The sequence below is a fragment of the Flavobacterium sp. genome, assembly GCF_027482425.1.
Lineage (GTDB): Bacteria > Bacteroidota > Bacteroidia > Flavobacteriales > Flavobacteriaceae > Flavobacterium.
In genome coordinates, this window is sequence record NZ_JAIXWA010000068.1 from 1 (window position 1) to 22144 (window position 22144).

Sequence of the window (22144 nt, forward strand, 5' to 3'; positions counted from 1 at the left end):
CGTTGAAGCGGTAGTGAGCCCCCTAGCCCCCAAAGGGGGAATAGTGGCTAGCCCCGAAACTTCGGGGGTGACTAGTGATTAGTTAAACTTTCGACTTTCGACTTTTGACTTACGACTTATGACTTTCAAATAAAAAAAGCTGTTCGTTCTACCGAGCAGCTTTTTTGGTTATTGTAAATGATGAGTTCTAAATTTTGAATTTGTGGATGGATTTTGAGTGTAAGGGAGCACCATGTTATCAATGTATTTAGCCATGAAGCGCGAAGGTTCGAAAGTTGTTTTAAACAACTAGCTTTCAACAATTAGTAAATAGTTTTAGCGATTAGCCAGAGAGTTTTTTGGGGTGTCTGTTGACTGTCCATTCTCCGGAGAGGTGGGGCAAATTTGAAAACGTTATAAATGATAAAAACATATGTAATTAAGATGAAATAATAGATAAAGTTATTTTTTAATTAAATTTTAAAAAACTATAATATTTAGTGTATTTAATCGACAAAACAATTCATTACAACGATTTGTATTTTTTTTATTAATTGTTAATTACCTACTTTAGTATATTTACTTTCTGTCATTTTACGAAAACGATTTCGTTTAAATGTCTATAAAAATAGATGAAATAAAAGTGCATTACGCCCCAAACTACTTTTATTTTTTGACCATAACCTACATAATATTTTAAATTAATAAATTCTTAGAATACATCGGGTTATTATGAATACTATTACATCAACAAAAGATTGTGCAACTCATGCACACAACAACACTTTTTCAAAACGCAGTTTTCAACTTTTGACTTTTGTGTTACTCATGCTTGGTCTGAATGGGTGGGGGCAGAATTTTACGGATAATGCCTCTAATTATTCTTCTTGGACAAATGGATCCAATCTAGGTTCAGGTTTTGGTGTCTGGACTTTATCTGCAGGAACAAATTCGGGGTCTTTTTTAGGTAATCCAGCAAATAACGGCATGGGTACTACCGGTATCGGAACGAATGCATTTGGATTGTTTGCAACTGGTTCCGCATACATGAATGCGACTAGACCCTTTGAAAATGCTATGGAAGTTGGTGATAAGTTAACGTTTTACTGGGCAATGAATTGGGATGCTAATGGTGGCGGGAAAGGATTTGATTTTAAAAACGGAGCTACAACAATTTTTACAGTAATTAATTCAGGATCAAGTACAATAACAGCTGGCGGAGTTACGGCTGATTCTAATTATGGAACAACTCCAATGCTAGTAACATTAATCAGAACAAGTTCAACACAATATAGTTTTTCTATGACGAGCAGAAGTGGTGGTTCAACGTATAATTCGACCATCAATTCATCTTCTGCTATAAATGCTGTTAACTTTTTTATTGGTAATCAAAATGAAGGAAATGGAAATAGAAACATGTATTTCAATCATTTAACGATAGAAAAGGGTAGATATAGATCTAAAGTTTCGGGTGCATGGAATAATGCAAGTACTTGGCAAGTAAGTACAGATGGGGGAAGTACTTGGTCGGATGCAAATTCAGCTCCTTCAAGTGTTAATGGTCCAATTACAATTTTAAATACGCATGAAGTCACTGTTAGTACAACAATAACAATTGATCAGACAACTATCGATTCAGGAGGTAAGCTTGTATTAGCAACTGGTGGCGCGATTACAGTAGCCAATGGACCTGATGCAAACGATTTGGTTATTAATGGAACCTATGAAAGGCAAGCAACTGCAACAACATTAACTCCAACAGGTGCTGTATTTTGTGGGAGCGGAGGGGTTTATATCCACAACGCTTCTGGCGGTACTATACCTACGATTACATGGAATGCAAACTCTACTTTGCAGATTGACCAGAATATCAATTCGGATGAATTTACTGAAAGTTTCGGCAATGTATTGATAAATGGTAATACAGCATTTACTATTGCTACAGCTGCTTTTACCGGAAGCATCCAAGGAAGCTTTACTCACAATTCAAGTGGTAATATAACTATGGCATCTACAACCAGTAATGTGACATTTACAGTAGCTGGAAATTTTAATCTTACGGGTTCAGGAGCTTTCATTTTACAAACCAATGCAGCCTCAACACTTTCTAGAACGCATAGACTAGTTGTGAATGGCAATTACATTCAATCTGCGGGAACCTTGAGTTTTTCTAGTGAATCTTCATCGCCTGGAACCAATTCGGTTTTTGCGCTCCTAGATGTTAGAGGTAATTTTACCCATTCCGGAGGAACAATTTCAGAAACAGCCACTGTTAATGTAATAACTAGAATAACATTAACAGGGACGTCTGGCACCCAAACACTAGAAAGTACGGGACAAACAGGTTCAATTGATTTCAATGTAGCAGGCTCAAATGCCCAATGCGTAGTCTCTGCAACAAAAGTATTTGTACTTGGTTCAAATGCTACAATGACAATTGCCAATGGAACATCTGCGCCAGACTTATTAGTTAATGGAACAGTTAATAGCTCTGGAACAATCACTTACACTGGTTCAACTACAACAGTTAACGGAACACTTCGTAATTCAGGCACAAGTACAGGTGCTTTAACTACAACCCTAACATTCAGTTCAACCGGAACTTATGAGCATAATTTCACAACAACTGTTGGTGTAATTCCAACAGCGACTTGGAATTCGGCATCAAATTGTAATATCATAGGATACACAACTAATACCGGATCTGCATCAGGCTTGAATCAAACGTTCGGAAATTTTACATGGAACTGTACAGGTCAGACAAGCTCAGCTAATTTAAATGGAGGTCTAATTGGAACAGTGACAGGTAATTTTAATGTTATATCAACTGGTACAGCTCAGCTGAGATTAGGAGGGTCTGGTGCCACTTGGACGTCAACTATTAATGGAAATCTTAATATTCAAGGGGGTACTTTGGCAATTATCGGATCTGGTACTGCTGGCACTGGTGCTGCTACAATAAATGTCGCTGGGAATTTAACCATATCTGGAGGTGTGCTTGATTTTAATGCAGTTTCTAATGCTGCCTCGAGTACAATAAATATCGGAGGTGATTTTTCACAGACTGGGGGTGCAATACAACGTTCATTTTCTGCAGTATCTTCTTTTGTTTTCAATAAATCTTCCGGTACACAAACAATAAGCCAATCATCAGGTACCATCTTTAATGCCATCAATTGGAATGTAGGTAATGGTACTAGCACCAATACTGTTGTTTTGGGTAGTAACGTAAACCTAGGTACCGGTACTGGAACCTTTACGGTTTTAGGTAATGCTACTTTTGATGCGGGCACTAATGTGCTTAGTGGTAGTGCGGCTTCAACTATAAACTCTGGTGGTTCGGTAATTACTGCCAATACCGGAGGTGTTAATGGTTCAATAACGCTTTCGGGAACTCGTACTTATAATGCTGCTGCCAACTACACTTTCAACGGATCCGCCGAACAAGTGACTGGAGCAGCCGTTGCTAGCGCCAACAATCTTACTCTAAACAATAGTGCTGGAGTAACCCTAAGCACCAATACAGCTGTAACGGGTACCATAACCTTTACCAACGGTAACCTAACCACCAATGGCAATACCTTAACTTTAAGTAATTCTCCATCGGGTGCAACTGCCAGTAGGTATATCATTGCTGATGCCACGGGTACAGTAACTATGAATTCGGTAAGTACCGCTAAAACACTACCTATAGGAACTGCTACTGCGTATGCGCCACTTACGGTAACGGCTGGCAGTGCCACCAATTATACCGCTACTGTTTCGAGTACCTTACCTTGCTCTGCAACTGATGCAACTCGAGTTGTTAATTTGGCTTGGACGTTAAATGGTTCTAATGCTCCTTCGAGCGTTGTTTTCCAATGGCCAGTTTCAAGTCAAGCCATCTCATTTAATCCGGCGAGTTCTTGTGATCTTGGACGCTATAATACCACTTGTCCATATAACGTGTCAACTATAGGCACTCCTTCAGGTACGGGGCCTTATACACTTTCAGCATCTTCGGGCTTTGCTTCCGGAAATCAACAATATGTAATCGGCAATGCAAATGCGGTTTACCTTGCCCCACCCACAATAGCAACTACCGTTGCTGCTAGTTCTATTACCTTTAGTGGCGCTTCCAGTGGTGGTCAAACCCTTACAGGGAATAGTATTACTGCTAAAGGTGTGGCTTGGGATACAACTACTGCACCAACTGTTGCCCTGTCAACTAAAACAAACGATGGAACGGGTGCAACCAATTTTAGTTCTTCATTAAATTCACTTGCGGCTCAAACACTTTATTATGTGCGTGCTTATGCTACCAATGCTACAGCAACGGCCTATGGCGATGAAAAATCGTTCCGTACCCTTTCTTCTCCTGTTTCAGCGCAAGCAACCGATTTGACAGCAACAGCAACTTCATCGAGTACTATTGATTTAAGCTGGACGGGGGCTAGCTTCCCAAGCACAGGTGCTACTGCTAGCGGCTATATACTTTTAAGGGCAATTAGCCCCAACACTCCTTCATTGGCTAGCGCAAATGGTGCAGCACCTTCTGCAGGAGCTAATACAAGTATTGTTTCATCTGTTATCGCCAATAACGCGACTAGCTTCAGTAATAGTGGACTAGCTTCTACCACAACGTATAACTATCTACTAATCCCCTACACTTGGGATGGCAGCAATGCAACTACCTATAATTATCTTACTGCATCCGCACCTACAGCCAACGCTACAACTCAGTCTGGTGCTACGCCACCCGTGCTTACCACCTCGGCCGCCTCTTCAGTTACTGCTGCCTCGGCTACTTTGAATGGTGAAATTACTTCAGATGGAGGTGGTGCAGTAACAGCTAGAGGATTTGTATACAGTTCATCTGATCCTACGCCAACGCTGGGAGAAGGTGGTGTAACCGATCAATCCTCAGGGACAGGAACAGGAACATTTAACGCCAGTGTCTCTTCATTGTCGCCTAATACGATTTATTATTATCAAGCTTATGCAACGAATAGCTCGGGAACAAGCTATGGGGGAGTTATTTCGTTTACTACTCCAAAAGCTGAACCTGCAGCTCAGCCAACTTCTTTAGTGTTTAGTTCTGTTACGAGTACTTCATTTAGCACTGCTTTTACGGATGCTTCAGGAAGCCCTGATGGATATATTGTTGTTCGAAGTACTACGGCCAGTTTATCCGCTGATCCAGTAGATGGCACAGCGTATACTGCTGGTAATAGTCTAGGAGGGGGAACAGTAGTAAGTGTGGGTACTACAATTTCAGGAATTGCCAACAGCAGTTTAACTGAAGGTACGACATATTACACATTTGTTTTTGCTTTTAACAATAGCGGAGCAACAATCGATTATTTAACGACATCGCCTTTAAGTAATAGCGTAATTACGATTAGTTCTGTACCGAATGCTCCTTCATTTAGTGCGGTTACCAATACTACAGCTACAGTGAGCTGGTCTGCGGTAACTGGAGCATCAGATTACCGATTGGATCTTTCTACAGTTTCAAATTTTACAAGTTTTGTTTCGGGCTACAATGATTTAACGGTTTCAGGTACTAGTCAGGCTATTACAGGTCTTACACCAAATACTAATTATTTCGCTCGTGTTCGTGCTGTTAATGCTTCAGGTACCTCTGCAAGTTCGACAAATGGTAGTTCAGCTACCTTACATAATGCGCCTACAGTAGGTAATGGCTCTGGCGCTACTACTAGTGCTATTACGGCCAATTGGACTGCACCAACCGGTGGAGGTAGTATCACTTTTACTTACACTGTTGAACTGTCAACTAACGCTCTTGATTTTAGTAGCCCGGTAGCTACGCAAAATTCAATTGCTAGTGCCACACTTTCCAATACTTTTTCAGGCCTTTCACAAGGAACAACTTACTATTATCGAATTAGAGCTGTAAATGCTTCGGGCGCATCCGATTGGTCTTCTGTAAGTACAGGATATTCTACGCTTGCTTCAACTATATCCTTGTCTGTTTTAGGAACAGCAGTAACAGAAAATTTTAATGGTATGGGAACTTCTGCTACAGCTTCTACTCCAACAGGTATTCGAATAGGTACTGATTTCAATATAGGGACCACTGCAACGACACAGGCTTATGGAAATACTGGATTGGGAGCAGTAACTAGTTCAAGTAGTGGCGGTGCCATCAACTGGGCCGATGGTGTTACAGCGTCAGCTACGGATCGTGCACTTGGTTTTTTATCAACGGGCTCCTATAGTTCTCCGCGTTCAATTATTGCAGCATTTAAAAATAATACAGGGTCAACGATTACCAATTTAACAATTGATTGGAAATACGAAAAATACCGTTCGGGTACAAGAGCCTTTGATTGGACTTTTTTCCATGGAGCTTCATCAACACCCACAACTGCAGCAACGGATGGTAATCAATCGTATCCTGCCGATGCCAACAATACAGTAGTATTTTCACCCTCGAGCGATACTGCTAAATCCGTAGTTTTATCAGGCTTGTCAATAGCTGATGGGTCGACTTACTATTTAATGTGGACTTATACAGGTCTTGCCGGTTCCACTAATAGTCAAGGACTTGGAATTGATGACTTAAGTATAAAAGGTTGTGGCGATGTAGCTGCACCTACGGCAAGCAATCAGACTTTTTGTTCGGCAGCAAATGCTACAATAGCGAGTCTAACTGCCACAGGAACAGCAATTAAATGGTATGCAGCTTCTAGTGGTGGAACTGCTTTAAGTACTGCTACTGCTCTTGTAAATAATACGATTTATTATGCCTCGCAAACAATAGATGGTTGTGAAAGTGTAAATAGGACTGCGGTTACGGTTACCATTACAACCAATCCAACAGCACCAACCGGTACTGCCACCCAAATCCTTTGTACTGGATCGACAATTGCTAACCTTACTGCAAATGGTACTTCTATTCAATGGTATGCAGCATCAAGCGGCGGGAGTCCGTTAAGTAGTTCAACAGCTTTAGTGAATAATACCGTTTATTATGCCTCACAAACGGTAAGTGGATGCGAAAGTACGTCTCGATTAGCAGTAACCGCTAGTTTAGTGAATAACGGGACTTGGTTGGGTACAACCAGCTCTGATTGGAATACAGCGTCTAATTGGTGTGGTGGTGTTCCAACAGCTTCAACAAATGTAGTTATTAACTCAGGTGCCTCAAACTACCCTGATTTAAGTACTGGTGCGGATGGTGTTGCCAACAGCATTACTATAAATACCGGTGGTTCATTGACAATGGGTGGAACGGAAACGTTAACCATTACTTCCGGTGGTAGTTTTACCAATAATGGAACATTTACTGCAGGTTCAAATACAACTATTGTATTTGCAGGAACAGCAAGTATTTCGGGTACGGCTACTTTTAACAATATTACTGCGAATGGAACTTTAACACCAAGTACTGCAACTACTATAAATGGTGTATTAGCATTAAATAATGGAGGTTCAATTGCCACCAATAGTCCACTTTTTGGTTCATCCGCTACGTTACAATATAATTATGGTGGAGGTTTTGGTTCTCGAAGAAATCAAGCTCTCGAATGGCCTGCAAGCAATGGACCGGCTAACTTAACTATAACTAATGGAAGTTGGATTCAATTAACAGGAAATCGTAGTCTTACAGGTAATGTTACAATCACTAACGGAGCATTGCAAGCTAGTGGAGCTCAAACATTAACAATGAATGGATCTACACAAACAATTACAGTAAGTACAAGTTCCGGCGGAGCGATATATGGAACCGATAATGGCTTTGGTAATGACTTAAGTTTAGTAATTGCTTCGGGTTCGACTACAACATTTACCGGAGATGCTACTACTAGTAGTGATGATGAAAAGAAGTTCTTGGGTATAACTGTAAATTCAGGTGGAACATTGACGCTTTCTAGAGGTATTTTAGTAAAGTATGGAACCTTTACTGTTAATGGAGTTCTGCAAATTAATGCGAATGGTTATGTACAATCAACCAATGGTATAGCACCTACTTATGGAGGTTCTGCTACCTTAATTTACAATACGGGAGGTTCATACGGAAGAGGTTTAGAATGGAGTGCTACTTCGGGAGCAGGATACCCAAATAATGTGCAAATAAGTAATACTACTACGCTGAATTTAGGAGCCAATGCTGGTACAACTACAGCACGTCAATGTGCAGGTTCGTTAACTGTCGACAGTGGTTCTACACTTTCGCTAAATATAAACGCAATGTCTCAAGCATTAACCGTAAAAGGAAATTATATAAACAATGGAACTACGATTTTGTCTGGAACAATTGGTGGTGACTTAAAGCTTGAGGGTAATATGAATGACAATGGTGTCTTTACCGCTAATGGAAGAGCTATTTTCTTTGAAGGGTCCAATAACCAAACTATTAATTCGACCTCAGATCCGCTTGATATTGATGTAATGCGAATTGGCAAGTCTGGAGGAGAGGTTATTTTGGCTCAAAACTTACTTGTAGATGAGTCAGCAGATCCTATTCAATTTACAACGGCAAACAGCGTATTAAATTTGAATGGGTATACTGCAACTTTTGGTAAAGCAGCTACTGCCTCGGCTATAACGATGAATGCTTCAAGCAGAATTAAGGGTTCGACCACTTCTTCAATTGAAATCCTCGGAACAGGTGCATTTGGTACAATTTATTTGGATCAAACTACACCAGGATCAACTAATGCACTAAATAATTTTACTATTAACAGAACTTCATCGGGTAGTGTAACATTGGCCAACCCTATAGCGGTTTCGGGTACTTTAACTATTGCTAATGGAACCATAAACTTGGGAACTAATCGTCATACAGCTGCCAATTTAACGTTAGGAAGTTCGGCTCAAACCACAAGTTCTTCCTATGGTGGAACAGGTTCGCCTGCAGAAAATATCAACACAACGTATTTTGCAGCAACTTCAGGTTACGTAAATGTAGGAAGTTGTACTACGAATAGTTTAACTTCAACTTCGGCCACCGCTTGTTTAGGAAGTCCGGCTACTGTTACGTTAACCAATACCACAACTTCACAATTACCTGTGGGTACCTATGCTGTTCTTTACACGTTAAGTGGTGCAAACACTGGTAGTGCAACTGGAACTATGGTGGTTTCAACTGCAGGAACGGGAACATTTACTACGACCAATATCACCAATAGTGGTGCAACAACGATTACTATTAATTTTATACGTAATGGATGCGTTTCGGCAATTAGCGCGAATAATTCGGCCTCAATTACAATTAATTCGGTGCAAACAGCAAGCGTAACTATTGCTTCTAGTGATGCCGATAACACGATTTGTGCAGGCACAAGTGTAACCTTTACCGCTACACCAACCAATGGCGGTAGTGCCCCTTCCTACCAATGGAAATTAAACGGTTCTGATGTGGATACTGACAGTGCAACTTTCACCACAAGTACCTTAGCCAATGGCGATATTGTAAGTGTGGTAATGACCTCCAATGCAAGCCCTTGTTTAACAGGTTCACCCGCTACTTCCAATACGATTACTACAACGGTTACGACATTGTCGGCTTCAATTTCGGGGACTAATGGTGCTAATCAGTGTCCAGGATCCAATGTGAGTTTTACGCTTTCAGGAACTGCCAATTCAATTGCAAGTTATAATTTGAACGGTGGGGCTACACAAACAGTTACATTGACGGGAGGAACAGCTACGGTTACCGTAACTGCTGCAACAACTTCGCAAACCTTAAATCTAATTAGTGTGGATAATGGTGCTTGTACGGTAGCTCTTTCAGATTCATCAACGATTACTATCGAATCTACAACTTGGAGCGGAACTGCTTGGAGCAATGGTTCACCAACGAGTACAAAAGCAGCGATAATTAGTGGTAACCTAATGATTGCATCAACATTCAATGCGTGTTCAATTACAGTAACCAATAATGCAGTTGTAACGGTGAACTCTGGTACAAATGTTCAACTTAATGGATCGCTTACAGTTAATACAGGAGCTTCGTTTACGTTAAATAGTAATGCGAACTTGATTCAAGCCGATCCATCGGCCGTGAATTCGGGAGCTATTATTGTAAAACGCACGTCAAATCCATTATTACGTTTAGATTATATTATGTGGTCTTCACCAGTGGCGGCTCAGAACCTTCTATCTTTTTCACCACAAACGTCTGTGAGTCCCACAATACGTTTTTATACGTACAACACTTCAGCCAATTTTTTCAACCAAGTAGCTGATTTTGCTTCGCATTCGATGGTATTGGGGAAAGGGTATTTGATTCGTTTACCCTTTAACCACCCTACGGCTCCGACTACTTGGACGGGATCATTTACCGGGGTACCCAACAATGGGACACAGAATATCACTATGGCCAATGTAGGGCCAGGACAGCGTTACAACTTTGTGGGTAATCCGTATCCTTCGACGTTGAGCATGACGGATTTCTATAATGACAACAGCAATGCGATTGAGCCTACCGTGTATTTTTGGCGTAAAACCAATGGAACACAAAACCCAACGTACTGTACCTATAACTTATCTACCGATACGTATACCGACAATGGTCAACCGTTTACAGAAGATCCGAATGGGGTGATTCAAGTAGGACAAGGATTTATAGTAGAGGCAAAAGGTTCAGCGACGACCTTGACGTTCAACAACGGGCAACGTGTTGCGAATAACACCAACCAAACGTTCCGAACTGCTGCTACGACACAGTCGATTGAGCGTCATCGTGTATGGTTGAATCTCACCGGTACAGCGGGAGAATTTAGCCAGATGATGGTGGGGTATTTCACCGATGGAACCTTGGGATTGGATGGAACCGATTCTAAATATTTCAATGATGGAACCACAGAGTTAACGAGTCCTGTGAATGGCGTAGCGTGTATTATGAACGGACGTCCTGTTCCTTTTGATGCTGCTGATGTAGTACCGTTAACGTACAAAGTGGCTACCGCTGGAACCTTTAGTGTGGCCATTGACCGTAAAGACGGTTTGTTTGATTCCACTTCGCAACCGGTTTATGTACATGATTTGACTACAGGTGCTTACCATAATTTGAACGACGGTCCGTATGCCTTTACGACTGCGGCAGGCACATTTAGCAACCGTCTGGAGTTGGTGTATCAAAATGCCTTGTCTACGGTGAATCCATCGTTGAATCCGAATAGTTTTACGGTGGTGAAAAATCCAACTCACGTTCAGGTTTCTGCCACCGAATCTATTGACACTGTTCGTGTATATGACTTACGTGGTCGTTTGATTGTGCAAAAGTTAGGAGTCAATGCTACACAAGTAAGCTTACCTGTAGAAGGGGATCAAGTACTACTTGTTCAAGTAACCACCATTTCAGGGTTAACTGGAGTGAAAAAAGTTTTATAAATGTTCTTTCTCTTTCTAATTTAAAATAGACCGCCTTTTTGGGTGGTCTTTTTTTTGGTCTTTGTTTTCTTTTTTATACAAAAAATAAATTTTTAGTAGTTTTTGTAGCTTTTTATCTTTTTATTATAACGAATTATAGGCTTGATTTCATTTAAACCGAAAAAAATGCAATTTATCGACGCGATTTGTTCGATAAAAAAACAGAAAAAACCCACAAAATGCATCGAATTAAAAAAAAATACATTTTAACGATTTTTAGGGTAACTAATCGATTTGTTTTTCAAAATGTAGGAATTGACTCCAATTTTGTAACCAGAAATTAATTAGTTCATTAAACCTACTCATTATGAAAACAATGATTACCCCAAATCTAATTTTTCGCCCTGTATTTACAAACACACGCTTTTTGAAGCAAGCCTTTTTACTTTTGGCCTTGCTGTTTTGTGTTTCGATTTCTTGGGGGCAAATTGCACAACGTGGTACTGCTACAACCAATGCCTCAAACTTGTCAGGTTCTAACCGAACGTTATCAATTGCAAGACCTGCAGGCGTAATAGCGGGTGATGTTTTGATTGCTACGATTGTTCAAAATGAAACCGATAATGATAATGGAGGATTAACTGCCAATACTGCCTCAGGTTGGACTTTAGTGTCTAGTAGATTGATACGTGAAGAAGGTACAGCTAATGGTGAAAATTCTTGGTTTGGAACCATTTTATACCGTATTGCCGATGGTACTGAAGGCGCAAACTTTTCTTTTGCCATGCCCAATGATAGAGCTGATATGGCCATCGGAAGTATCGTGGCTTTCTCAGGGGTTGCGACCAATGCGCTCCGCCCTAATGGAACGGTTGGAGGTCCTTTTGATGTAGTTCCTTTAACATTAAATAATCAAAATTCAGATATACCAACGGCTACGGGGACTACAGTTTCATCAGCGAATGCAGCGGTATTGATGATTTCTATGATCAATAATGACCGAACTTTCAGTAACTGGTCAAATTCACGCACGGAACTTTTTGATCACAACACTACCCTAACCGATGATGCCGCTTTGGGGGCAGCATGGAACGATTGCGTGTTAAGTGGTGCAACAGGAAATGGTACTGCTACTTTATCAGCTTCCGATCGAAGTTCCTCAATATTGTTAGTGTTGCGAAGAGCAACTCCTTTTACAGTGGGAAGTGCTTCAAGTTCACCAACACTATGTTTAAGCGCTGTCATGCCTACCGTCACCCACACCACGCAAGGAGCAACTGGAATCGGTACTGCTACAGGTTTGCCTGCCGGTGTAACCCCTACTTGGAGTTCCAACACAATTACAATTAGTGGAACACCTACCGTTGCTGGAACTTTCAATTATTCTATTCCGCTTACTGGTGGATGTGCTTCAGTTGTAGCTACAGGAACGATACAAGTCAATCCTATACCCACCCAAGTTACGGCAGTGGCTAGTGTTGCCAATCCATTATGTTTGGGTCAATCGGTTAATTTGATCGCTTCTGCCAACTCGAATTCTTCAACGGCTGTAACGCTTTTGAATCAAAATTTTAATAGTTTGACTAATAATTGGACACCGACAAATCAAAGTACTGGAGGTACCCCCACGAGAGCTGCTTGGACTTTAAGAGATAGTGGTTATAATAATGGTTTTGGAACAGGAGGTGAAACAATTATTACTCCAGATGCGTCTCAGTTTTATTTGTCAGATAGTGATGCGCAAGGGTCAGGAGGAATAACTAACACGACATTGGTATCACCTGCATTCAATACCAATGGAATGTCAGCAGTTACTATTAATTTGTCACATTATTACAGATTTAACTCAGGAACCGATGATAGAGCATTTGTTGAAGCGAGTACCAATGGAACAAATTGGACAACCTTAACTACCTATTCTAGCACACAAGGTTCAGCAAACGCATTCACAACAGCCAACATAAGTTTAACTTCCACTTTTTTAAACCAGTCTAATGTATTTATTCGTTTGCGATATACTGGATCTTATGACTGGTATTGGGCTGTAAATAGTGTGGTAATTTCGGGTACTTTAACAACCGCTCCAGAAGCTACTTATGCTTGGACCTCAAATCCAGCTGGTTTCACATCAAATGCAAAAAATCCAATAGGATTGACTCCATCGGTTACAACGACTTACACGGTTACAGCGACCAATAGTTTTGGGTGTTCTTCTACCGCTGAAGTAACAGTAGTAGTTATCGAACCCGTCAATTATACCAGTGCAACGGCCGATGCCAATGATATTGCAGCGAATCAAACAACTACCTTACGTGTCAATGGCTTAACAGGGACCAATGCCAATGCGTCTTGGTATACAGCACCCAATGGGAATGGCGACTTTTTAGGGACAGGGGCAGTATTGCCGAATATGGGTCCTGGAAAATATTATGTTCAAATTACTGGTGATTGTGGCACTCCAGCCGAAGTTTCCATTGAGGTTTTAGGAAACAGCAGTTGGACTGGTGCTATCAATACGAATTGGAATGAACCCGGAAACTGGGCCGAAAATGTAGTGCCCAATGCCTATTGTAAAGTAAGCATTGGAACGGCTAAAACCGCTGAGATTAGCGCAGTCGATGGTGCCGCGTATAATGTGGTAGTAAGTGGAACTGGGGTGTTAACTGTGAGAGCAGGAGGTAATCTTGCCGTAACGAACCAAATTACTACGACTGCAGCGACCAACTTGATTGTTGAGAGTAATGCCAACTTAGTACAAATCAACGGAGCAGCCAATACAACACCGATCACTGTTCGTCGTAGAAGTAGTGCTTTAAAACGCTTAGATTACATCATGTGGTCGACGCCCGTAACAGGACAAAACTTATTAGGGTTCTCCCCGTTAACTTCGGTTTCTCCTACCTCTCGTTTTTACACTTACAACACGACGACTAACTTTTTCAACTCGATTACGGCACCAGGTTCGGTAACCATGGAACGTGCTCGTGGGTATTTAGTTCGTGTTCCCAACAATCATCCTACTTCATCAACGATTTGGAACGGACAATTTGTTGGGGTACCGCATAACGGAACGATTTCGATGCCTTTGACTAACTCAATCGATTCTACGAAACGATTTAATTTGGTTGGAAATCCGTATCCTTCTACCATTAGCTTAGCGAAGTTCTTGGATGCCAATCAAAATAATATTAAGGGTACCGTTTATTTTTGGAGAAAAACCAACGGAGCACCTCACAATTCCTACTGGGCCATTTCTAAATTCGGACATTCTTCCAATGGAGAAGGGGTGAACCCTAACGGAGTCATTCAAGTAGGGCAAGGATTTATCGTAGAAGCCCGCGAAAATGCTACTGAAGTGGTGTTCAATAATGATATGCGTATTTTGAATAACGCCAACCAAATGTTTAAAACAACAGCCAATGCTACTCAGAGCGTATCCAATGATCGTTACTGGTTGAAAATGACCAACACCAATGGCGCTTTTTCACAAATCATGGTGGGTTATTTTGCTGAGGCTACACAAGGTTTCGATGCTGAAATTGATGCCAAACAAATTGCTGATGGAACCATTTTATTGAGCTCAACCATCGGAAATGAAGGTTATGCTATCCAAGGACGTCAGGCTCCTTTTGTGCCCACTGATATTGTACCATTGTCGTACACTGTAGATGCAGCAGGGTCATACACGGTTGCTTTAGACGGATTGGAAGGTGTTTTTGAGGCCGATACTGCTGTGTATTTGAAAGATAATGAAACGGGCGCCATGCACTTGCTAAACAACGGCGGATATACATTTACTACTGCTTTGGGAAGTTTTGCCAACCGTTTTGAAATTCAATACCAAACGTTATTGGATACCCCAACGATTACGGATACACCTGGTGTAAAAGTACAATTAAACGAAGGACAATTGATGGTTCATTCCCAAGAAGAGGCTTTAAAATCAGTTGAGGTTTTTGATTTAAATGGGCGTAAGTTACATGCTTCAGGTACTTTAGATGTGTTCCAATATACAGTGAATCATCTCCCTACGAATGCAGTTTTGATTGTTAAAGGTGTTTTTGCCAACGGTCAAAAGTGGGTGAAAAAATTAGGAAATTAAGCCTGTAAATTTTGTAAATAATATCATGTTAAAAATAAAAATAAAGCCTGCTTATGCGGGCTTTATTGCATTTTATCGAGGTTTTTAAGCGTTAATCGAATAGCTTGTTTTGTTCAAAAAATATATGTTACATTAGATTTTGAATCGTCTTAGCACTTTGTATTTCAGGAGATTAAGAAGGGTCGATTTTAAAAAGCTATGTATAAATATTTTCGGTTTTCAATCATAACTATATTAGTTTTAGGAGTTTTTTTGGGAAGTACGACACCCGTAAATGCCCAAGTGAACTCTTATAACTTTGCGCAAAATATAACGGCGTACACTTCGATAACTGGCGGAACAACGGTTTTTGCTGCTCCTTGGGATAATAATACGCCAATTCAAGTTCCCATTGGTTTTACCTTTAACTACGATGGTACTGATTTTACCCAGTGTTTTATCAGTCCCAATGGTTTTATTACGATGGGAGCAACGGCGCCAATAGGAACAAATTTCATTCCTTTGAGTAACGCAGCAGTTTACAATCCAGGCAATACGGGTGGTGCGATTGCTCCTATGGGAGGGGACTGGATAGCCAACGGTTCGCCGATTGAGTTCGGCATTGAAGGAACTGCACCCAATCGTACTTTTGTGGTACAATGGACGAATGCCAACCGAAAAAGTGGTACAATTACCCTTCCGGGTGATTTTGATTTCCAAGTGCGTTTGTCTGAAACCTCAAATACCATTACATTTTCCTATGGGAATTGTGATACATCCTTAACCACCACTTCGTACAATGTTCAAGTAGGGTTGCGTGGTTTTGACAATAATATTACGCAAGGGAATGTGTTTAACCGCGTACAAGGAAGTTCTCAACTATGGGGAAATGCGGGAGCCACTACGCAGGGATTTGCCAACAGTTCTACGCTGTTTACTAACCCTTCGGCCTATCCTAATTTTGGCTTGCAGTTTTTATTTACTCAGAACCCTCCATGCGCCATTCCATCGGCTCTACCAACGGGTTTAATTTTAGGGGGCACTTCCATAACAAGCACCTCTTTTGTTGGCAATAGTTTTACGGCCCCAACGCCAGCGCCTTCTCGTTATTTAATTGTACGTAGTTTATCAGCTACACCTCCAACTTCGGCGCAATTTGTGAACCGAGTTTTTTACCCAGTTGGGACTACAGTGAGTGGTTTTACGGTGATTGCCAATTCCAACCTAACTACCTTTAATCAAACGGGATTAGCGCCTGGAACTACTTATCATTATTGGGTCATTCCGTTTAATGAAAAATGTTTGGGCGCACCATTTTATAATTTATCATCGCCTTTGTATGCTAGTGCGACAACCTGTTTTACTACTGCGGTTGCTACAGCAGCTACCGCTGTGGGAGGAAATGATTTTGTAGCCAATTGGAATGCAGTAGCTGGAGCTACGAGTTATTCGGTTGACGTCTCTACCAACAATACCTTTACCGCCATTTTACCAGCTTATAATAACTTTTCTGTACCCGCGGGGACTACCAGTTTGAATGTTACGGGCTTATTGCCTTTTACCACCTATTTTTATCGGGTTCGAGCCAACGGACCAGGGTGTATTTTAAATAGTGGTACAATTACGTTGACTACTACTTGTGGATTTTTCACCATTCCTTATCTACAAAATTTTGATACCACTGCTATTGGAGCCCTTCCCAACTGTTTTGTTGCCTTGAACAATAACAGTGATGCACAAGTGTGGAATGTACAAGCTACTACTTTTTCTTCAGCTCCCCGATCGGTAATCCTCAATCGCAATACGACAGTGGATATGAACGACTGGTTGATGGGGCCTGGTTTGAATCTAACTGGAGGGATTTCCTATCGTCTAATTTTTCGCTACAATACAGGAGCCGTGGCTGCAACCACTGAGAACTTAACTGTTTTTTATGGAACTTCTCAAACCGTTGCAGGGATGACAAATAACTTGATTAACCTTACTGGGATTAATAATAGTTTTTTTGAAACGGTTACCATCGATTTTGTTCCGGCTTCTTCAGGGGTATATTATTTAGGATTCCGTGGTTCGAGTATTGCGAATCAATCCTATTTGGCTTTAGACGATATCAGTGTCACCTTATCTCCTTCCTGTATTGACCCTACTAATTTAGCAGTGAGTACGTTGACTGCTACCACGGCTTCCATTGGTTGGACTGCCTCGTCAATACCCCCTTCTAATGGTTATGAGTACTTTTTGTCAACGTCAGCTACACCGCCGACTGCTGCAACAACCCCTACTGGTTCTGTAGGTCCTGGTGTTACATCCTTAAGTTTAACAGGATTAATTCCGAGTACCTTTTACTGGATTTGGGTGCGCGGGAATTGTGGGCCCAACGATAAAAGTGTTTGGACGGCTGAAGAAACTTTTAACACCGAATGCTCAACACCTTCGGTTACGTCTACTATTCCTGTAACTCGTTGTGGATTTGGGATTGGGACGTTAACAGCAACGCCATCGGCAGGGTCGACCATTCGTTGGTATGATACTCCAATCAATGGAGCAATTATCGGCACAGGTAATACTATAACAACCCCGAATACCGCTACGAATATAACTTATTATGCGGAAGCTCGTTCCCTAGGGGCTATTGCTAAATTAGGTCCTTCATCTCCGACGGCACAATTAGGAATACGCAATGTACAGACGTATGTTGGGCAAATCGATTTTTCGATAAGCTCGGTGACAACTTTGCAATCCGTTGATATTTTTCCGATGGTTTCGGGTCAAACGGGTCGATTCATTTTACGCACTAGTACAAACATTCCTTTAGCAACCATTAATTATACTACTGTAGTTTCGGGTGGAAATACCTTACAAGCTATTCCAATTAATGTAGCTTTAGATCCGGGTATGTATAATTTATTTTTTGAAACGCTTCCCGCTTCAGGATTACGGATGAATACCACCAATTCGGCTTATCCGTATACCAGTTCGGTAGCTACTTTAGAAGGGAATAGTGTGGACCCAAATTTTTACCTAGGTGCCTACAATTGGCGATTCACTACCCAATGTTTGTCAACACGGGTTCCCGTTACTTTATCTATAACCGCGCCGCCAACATTAACTTTAAGTCAAACTTCGCTTACCATTTGTGAAGGTGAAACCACTACAGTAGTTACTATAAATGGGGCAGGATCCTATAATTCGTTTACGTGGACTCCCAACTCGGGAGTATCGGGTTCGGTAGCCACAGGGTTTACATTTAATCCAATTGTGACCACCACCTATACTTTGGTAGCCAATCAAACAGGCGGTAGTTTGTGTGGAAATTTAACGACGATAACCATCAATGTTAAAGCGTCGCCGCCCACGGTTGCTATTTTACCTATCAACCCTTCGGTTTGTGAAAACAGTATTGTTCCGCTTTTTGGTAGTACCAGTTTAGCAACACCGTCTATTGTGCTTACTGAAAATTTTGATGCGCCAGTTAATAACTGGACTGTAGCCAACACTTCAACAGGAGGAATACCCTCTAATTCTCAGTTTACGTTACGTCCAAGTGGATATAACTATATTAATGCCTTTGGTTGGAATGTGATTTTTGCTTCTCCGACAGGAACACAATTTTATTTGGCCAACTCTGATTCCCAAAGCACTGAAGCGGGTTCAGTAACGCGTACCACGCTAACATCCCCTGTATTCAGCTTGGCAGGATATACCACGGCACAACTCCAATTTTCACATTACATTCGATTTATTTCGGGTGACCTTTTTTGGGTACAAGTATCCACTGATGGAGGTACTACTTGGACGACCATTCAGTCATTTTTGGCTTCTCAAGGAACTCCCACAGCTTTTAGTAATGTCAACTTATCTTTAGGGGCTTACCTGGGAATGAGTAATTTAAGAGTGCGTTTTAATTATGAATCAAGCTGGGGGTATTGTTGGGCTTTGGATTCCGTTTCAATTAACGGTAGCTTAGCGGCAGCACTTACTTGGGAGCCGACCACGTTTCTATTTTCCGATGCAGCAGCAACTATTCCCTATATTTCTGGAACACCTGCCAGTGTCGTCTATGCAAAACCCCTTACGACGATCACCTACAGTGCTACTCTCACAGGATCCAATGGATGTATTCGTGTAGGAACGAGTACACTTACGGTTTCACCCACAACCAATCCAGGGGTATTAGGAAGTAGTCAGCTGGTATGTTCTTCAGCCATGCCCGATAATTTAGTTTTAACTGGGAATATAGGAAATATTATTCGTTGGGAGTCGGCCGATGATCCTGCTTTTACCGTCAATATTGCCACTATCTCTAACACCACAAATATTTTAACACCCGCGCAAATGGGGGTGATTAATCCCATAAAGTACTATCGAGTTGTGGTGCAAAGTAGTCCGTGTAATGCTTCCTTCTCCAATATTGTCTCAGTAGCTTTACCTGTGACAACATGGAACGGAACCGCATGGAGCAATGGGGTGCCCAACGCGAATGTTCGTGCTATTTTTGCAGGTAATTTTACGTCAACAGGCAATATAACTGCGTGTTCGGTACGCATTAATTCTGGAACTATTGTATTTAATGCTGGACATTCTTTAGTGGTCACCAATAATGTAGTGGTAGCTGGTGGATCCTTGACCTTTATGGATACAGCAAGTTTGGTACAGCTTTCAGATACGGCTATCAATGGCGGAAATATTAGTTACCGACGAACTACTACGCCCATGCGTAAATTTGATTACACCTATTGGTCGTCCCCCGTAGACGCTCAAGTGTTGAATGTTTTCAGTCCGCAAACATTATCCGATAAGTTTTTTATCTATAATCCTTCCTTGGTGAATTGGGTCAATGTGGCCAACACTTCCCTTATGACGCCAGGGGTAGGTTACATCATTCGTGCTCCCAATAATTTTTCGGCAACGGTGCCCACAGTGTTCAATAGTAATTTTGTTGGTGTTCCTAACAATGGTGTATTTGCCGTTCCAGTACTGAATTCAACAACCAATTATAACCTAATAGGGAATCCGTATCCAAGCGCTATTAGTGCCGATGCTTTACTATCACATCCTTCTAATCTGGGGGTCATGGATGGTACGTTATATTTTTGGACCCATAATACGCCCATGGCCAACAATGGGTATACCAATAATGATTATGCTGTTTACAATTATTTAGGAGGAACGGGGACAAATGCTGCGGTGAATCCCGGGGTAAATACTTCGATTCCGAATGGTAAAATTGCTGCTGGGCAAGCCTTTTTTATGAGAGCATTAAGTTCAGGTAATGTACTCTTTAATAATTCCATGCGTCTAGTGGGCGATAACAATCAGTTTTTCCGAATGGCACAGGCTCCTGTAACCAACACCATTGCAGCTCATCGCTATTGGTTGGAAGTGACCAATACAACAGGCGCCTACAAACAAACCCTTGTGGGCTATTCGCCCCAAGCAACATTGGGTATTGACCGTGGCTTTGATAGCGATTTCCTTAATGTAGGGTTGCCCGTAGCCTTGTATTCCGTTTTACCTGGAAATACCAAACTATCAATCCAAGGACGCCCGATGCCCTTTGAGGATGCCGATCAAGTTCCTTTAGGATTTACAGCAGCCACATCCGATGATTATACGATTCGTTTATCGGCTTTTGATGGGTTGTTTACCGGTCAGGATATTTTCTTGCGCGATAAGTATTTGGAAGTAATCCATGATTTAAAACAAGGACCTTATCAATTCCGTTCGGTGGCGGGTACTTTTGACGATCGTTTTGTGATTGTGTATCAAACAAGTGCATTGAATACGAGCGATTTTGATTCGGGAAGTTCGATTGTATTATATCACAATGCCTCCGAGACTATTACGGTAGCTTCGCAAAATGAACCGATTGCGCTTGTAAAAGTATACGATGTTCGCGGCGCTTTATTAGAAACGCGAGTAGGGGAGGCCGCCACCTCATTAACGTTCCAGTTTGCCATACCACAACAAGTTCTACTCTTTGAAATTACGACTACCGACGGTCGAAAAGTGATAAGGAAATATATGAAATAACTTCAAAATAAAGTGTTTACCTCGGTAGACGCTTTATTTTGGTCTATGAAATGCATAAAAAAAGGACGAACTTGTCACTGCATCGTCTTAAACGACTTTTGATGTATTTTATCGAATATATTTCAGTACCCTTGGGTTAGATTGTAGTTTTGGCTTATAAAATATACGAAATCACAAACATGAAGACAACCACTACTTCACCAACAACTTCAAAACGTACCCTCGTATTCTTGGCGTTGTTTTTATTTTCTGCTTTCGGAATGTTTGGTCAAGAAGTGCCTGGTCAAAAAGAAGTAACGCCCGTTCCCGCTGTTGAAGTGGCATATGAATCAGAAACCGATTTAGTAAACTGGTTTATGTCTACCAAACAAAATGCCTTAAACAAAGAGGAGCAAGCTACTACAAAAGGAGCGTCTACTTCGAAGCGTCAAATCATCACTTCGGGATCGCAACCTAATAAAGTGTTGTACCGCACGTTTGTTAAGCGTATTGCTGCTCAAGAAACCGCTATAGTTTAGTTTAATATATAATTTGGTTAAGTTCTTAAAAGTCTGTTCTACCGAGCAGGCTTTTTTGTTGATAAGTAAGTGGGCTGTTTAGTTTAAAATGGTCGTTTGTAGCTGGTATACAGAGGGTTGTGTGTTTTTTTGGAGGGCGAATATTTACAAATTCCTGTGTGAAATAATCGATTTGACCATGTATTTTATCGTCAAAAATATTCACTTTATC

Annotated in this window: 4 protein-coding genes; all 4 read left to right on the top strand. The window is 41.2% G+C overall.

Annotation, left to right across the window (positions count from 1 at the left end; all coding sequences use genetic code 11):
• Positions 1-711: 711 nt before the first annotated feature.
• Positions 712-11322 carry a fibronectin type III domain-containing protein gene (locus tag Q0037_RS09775; protein WP_297517644.1) on the top strand — a complete coding sequence of 3537 codons (10611 nt, stop codon included), beginning with the start codon at positions 712-714 and terminating at the stop codon, positions 11320-11322.
• A gap of 346 nt (positions 11323-11668) precedes the next feature.
• Positions 11669-15403, top strand: coding sequence for a hypothetical protein (locus Q0037_RS09780; RefSeq protein ID WP_297517647.1), 3735 nt, complete (start codon positions 11669-11671; stop codon positions 15401-15403).
• A gap of 198 nt (positions 15404-15601) precedes the next feature.
• A complete protein-coding gene (locus Q0037_RS09785) occupies positions 15602-21415 on the top strand; it encodes a choice-of-anchor J domain-containing protein (RefSeq protein ID WP_297517651.1) in 5814 nt (1937 codons plus the stop codon).
• Positions 21416-21594: 179 nt separating this feature from the next.
• Positions 21595-21933: a hypothetical protein gene (locus tag Q0037_RS09790; protein ID WP_297517654.1), complete on the top strand. Its 339-nt coding sequence runs from the start codon at positions 21595-21597 to the stop codon at positions 21931-21933.
• Positions 21934-22144: the final 211 nt, after the last annotated feature.